The sequence below is a fragment of the Mycobacterium sp. genome, assembly GCF_035603715.1.
Taxonomy (GTDB): Bacteria; Actinomycetota; Actinomycetes; order Mycobacteriales; family Mycobacteriaceae; genus Mycobacterium.
Window position 1 is genome coordinate 1 of sequence record NZ_DATNJW010000058.1, and the last position, 3,502, is coordinate 3,502.

3 protein-coding genes are annotated in these 3,502 nt (G+C 64.3%); 1 reads left to right on the forward strand and 2 read right to left on the reverse strand.

From position 1 onward, the window contains the following. Positions 1 to 111 precede the first annotated feature (111 nt). Both VN856_RS02350 and VN856_RS02355 read right to left on the reverse strand, forming a co-directional pair. The gene (locus tag VN856_RS02350) at positions 112 to 1,074 is read right to left on the reverse strand and encodes a PE-PPE domain-containing protein (RefSeq protein WP_325685768.1); all 963 of its coding nucleotides are present in this window, start codon (positions 1,072 to 1,074) and stop codon (positions 112 to 114) included. A 116-nt stretch (positions 1,075 to 1,190) separates the two neighbouring features. Further along, a complete protein-coding gene (locus VN856_RS02355; RefSeq protein ID WP_325685772.1) occupies positions 1,191 to 2,273 on the reverse strand; it encodes an iron-siderophore ABC transporter substrate-binding protein in 1,083 nt (360 codons plus the stop codon). A 195-nt stretch (positions 2,274 to 2,468) separates the two neighbouring features. On the opposite strand from VN856_RS02355, the gene VN856_RS02360 reads away from it, so the two are divergent. Further along, positions 2,469 to 3,502 (forward strand): cbb3-type cytochrome c oxidase subunit I (locus VN856_RS02360; protein WP_325685770.1); only part of this gene is annotated, 1,034 nt, incomplete at its 3' end.

Genomic DNA, 3,502 nt, shown 5'->3' on the forward strand with positions numbered 1-3,502 from the left:
ACGCCATCGACATTAGCATAGGCAGACTATGTATTTTGCTGGGTGCGTTCGATCTCACACCGCCGGCCAGATGTCAGATGCGCCGCTATCCGGTGCGCCCCGCGACCCGGGTCAGAACGAATTGGTCAAATACAATTCGAGAGACTGCAATACGCTCTCGAGCAATCCGCTGCCAGCGGCCCCGTGCTCGAATACCGCACTGAGCCAGGCGTCAGCGTCATTGAAGTTGTCGGGGATGTCGACGTAGGTGAGCAAGTCGTGGGTCGTCGTGGTCGCGTCAGCGATTTCAGCCGGCGTCAAGCCCAGGTACTCCACATGTGGACCGAATACGTCCAGCAGTGCGCCCAGCAGGCCCTTGGTTTCGAAGACCCCTTGGAAGTTGGATACCGGATCGGTGGCCAGGCTGTAAATGGTGGTGGGGTACAGATCATCCGGCGTCACGTTTCCGAGGACTTGGGCAAAGCCGAGATCGGTGAGAAGCGTGTTCGTCACGCTCGAGCCGAATAACGAGTCCATGTCCGGCACTAGATTGGGCCATATCCCGGTGTCCGCCAGCGAGGGGTCACCAATGAACACGAAGTGCAGATCGGCGCTGGGGATGCCGTCTGCTGCGAGTCGGCTCATCGCGATGGACTCGGCGGTGGCGCTCTGGGAGTATCCGAAGATCGTCAGCGGGTCCTCGGCGGTGAAAGCGCCTGGATTGGCGGTGAATTCGTTCTCCACGGCGAGAACGACGTCGTCCGCGGCCGTCAGGCTACTCGGGCCCTGCTGGATCAGTTCGGGTGTCGTCAGCACCTGCAACGGCGCGGCGCACGGGTCGGTCCCGATCATGTCGCAGACCGTCGAGGAGGTCGCGCCGCCGTCGAAACCCAGCGGGTTCAGAAACAGATTCTCGGCGGCCTGCGCGAAGGCGGTCGACGGCGTCGGCTCGGTGGTTCCACCGAGGATGATCGCCGTGTCGCTCCCCGACAGCGGCCCCAGCAGAGTGTCGTCGGCGTAGGCCGCGGGATTGCTCAGTGCGCTGGCGACGCCAACGAAGAGGCCAACTGTGGCGACCTTCTTGTATCCGTTCAACGCTGCGCTCCTTCGCTCTCACCGGTGCGCCCGCACTGGGATAGGCGTCTTCGCATCTTCTTAGCCGAAGTTAATGGTGATTACAGGAATTCCAGCGGATCGGGTGTTTTCAGCGGCTAGTTGATCGGCGCGTTGATCCAGCGAAGGTCGTCGATGATGCCGCGGGCCGCGATCACGCCCTCACCGGTCTGCCATACCTCGTTGTTGACCACGAACACTCGGTTGTCGCGGGTGGCCGCGAGCCTGCGCCACGAGTCGCTGTCAAAGATGGTGGGCGCGCGGTCTTTGGCGGCCGGCGAGTCGAACGACACGTACACGACGTCCGCGTCGGCCTTGGAGAAGTCCGCGTTGTTCAGGTCGGCGTCAGTGCTCCCCACCTCGATGTAGGGCTTGTCGGTAAACCGTTGCGCCGCAGGGCGATCAACGCCGATTGTGGTCAGCACGCTGGCGGGGAAGTTGTCGGTTCCGTAGATCCGGATGGTGTTCTCGGTGAACTGCACAACGGATGCCTGGTAATGGCCGGCATCGTGCGCGGCGCCGTCGTCGTGTGCCTTCGTGGTGAAGTGGTCGATCACATCGCCCGCGGCGTCGGCGCGCGCGGTCGCCTCGCCGACCCCGCGAAAGTTGTTCTGCCAGGCCGCGCCGGGCGACCCGGTGAACACCGTCGGCGCGATAGCGGCCAGTGCCGAATACAGCTTCGGCGTCAGGGCCTGCGAGCCGAGGATCAGGTCCGGTTTGGCGGCTTTGATCGCGGCCAGGTCGGGGCTGCTGCGGGAGCCGACGCCCGGCAGCTTGTGCACGACCGTGCCCAGATACGACGGCTGATCCGACGACCCGTCCGGCAGCGCGGCCCCGACAATCCGCGACTGCAGGCCCAGCGCGCACAGGGCGTCGAGCTGGTCGCCGGAGAGCACCACGATGCGCTGCGGATCGTCGGGAACCTCGGCGGTGTCCGGCTCGACCCCGGCCGCGTTGTGGGCGGTCCGCGGCGCCGGCCCGGCATCCGCGGCGGCCGGTTCCGGTGCACACGACTCGTCGGGCCGACGCTGGTTGCCCAACACGCCCGCCCCAGCGATCTGCGTCGTACTGGTGATCACCGACGCCGACGACGCGCCGTTTCCGCCGGATGATCCGGAGGTGCAGCCGCTGCATGCGGCCGCAATTGCTGCCGCGGCGGCCGCGGCCAACGCGGGTCGCATACCCCTGAGCAGCACGGTCCGACGTTAACATCTGACCAGCTGAGACCGAGTCCGCCAGCACGCGACGGCAGCTGCCAAAAGTGTTCACCGGGCTATTACGACAGTTTGTAGGACCTGTCCGTCGCGGCGCCCACTCGAACGCTAGACTCAAAAGCCACTGATCCCAGTTGCCCTGCCCGACGTTTGGAGGAGCTCTTGACTGCCGAAGCGCCCCCGCTGGGAGAACTCGAGGCTAGTCGTCCCTACCCGCCGCGAACAGGCCCTAAAGGCAACCTGATCTACCGGCTGATCACCACCACCGATCACAAGCTGATCGGGATCATGTACGTAGTCGCCTGCTTCATCTTCTTCTTCATCGGCGGACTACTCGCTCTACTGATGCGCACCGAATTGGCTGCGCCCGGACTGCAGTTCCTGTCCAACGAGCAGTTCAACCAGCTGTTCACCATGCACGGCACGATCATGCTGCTGTTCTACGCGACGCCGATCGTGTTCGGCTTCGCCAACTTGGTGCTCCCGTTGCAGATCGGGGCACCGGACGTGGCGTTCCCTCGCCTCAACGCCTTCTCGTTCTGGCTGTTCTTGTTCGGCGCGACGATCGGTATGGCCGGCTTCATCACGCCTGGCGGCGCCGCCGACTTCGGCTGGACCGCCTACACGCCGCTGACCGATGCCATCCACTCGCCGGGCGCCGGTGCGGACCTATGGATCATGGGCCTGATCGTCGCCGGTCTGGGCACAATCCTGGGCGCGGTCAACATGATCACCACCGTCGTATGTATGCGGGCGCCGGGTATGACGATGTTCCGGATGCCGATCTTCACCTGGAACATCCTGGTGACGTCCATCCTGGTGCTGCTGGCCTTCCCGCTGTTGACCGCTGCACTGTTCGGGCTGGCTGCCGATCGCCATCTGGGCGCGCACATCTACGACTCGGCCAACGGCGGAGTGCTGTTGTGGCAGCACCTCTTCTGGTTCTTCGGACACCCCGAGGTCTACATCGTGGCGTTGCCGTTCTTCGGCATCGTGACCGAGATCTTCCCGGTGTTCTCGCGTAAGCCGATCTTCGGCTACACCACGCTGGTCTACGCGACGCTGTCGATCGCCGCGCTGTCGGTCGCGGTGTGGGCGCACCACATGTTCGCCACCGGCGCGGTGCTGCTGCCGTTCTTCTCCTTCATGACCTACCTGATCGCGGTGCCGACCGGGATCAAGTTCTTCAACTGGGT

Bases quoted from the DNA above. Each gene is read 5' to 3' on its own strand.
- VN856_RS02355 (WP_325685772.1), bottom strand. From the start codon at position 2,273: ATGCGACCCGCGTTGGCCGCGGCCGCCGCGGCAGCAATTGCGGCCGCA.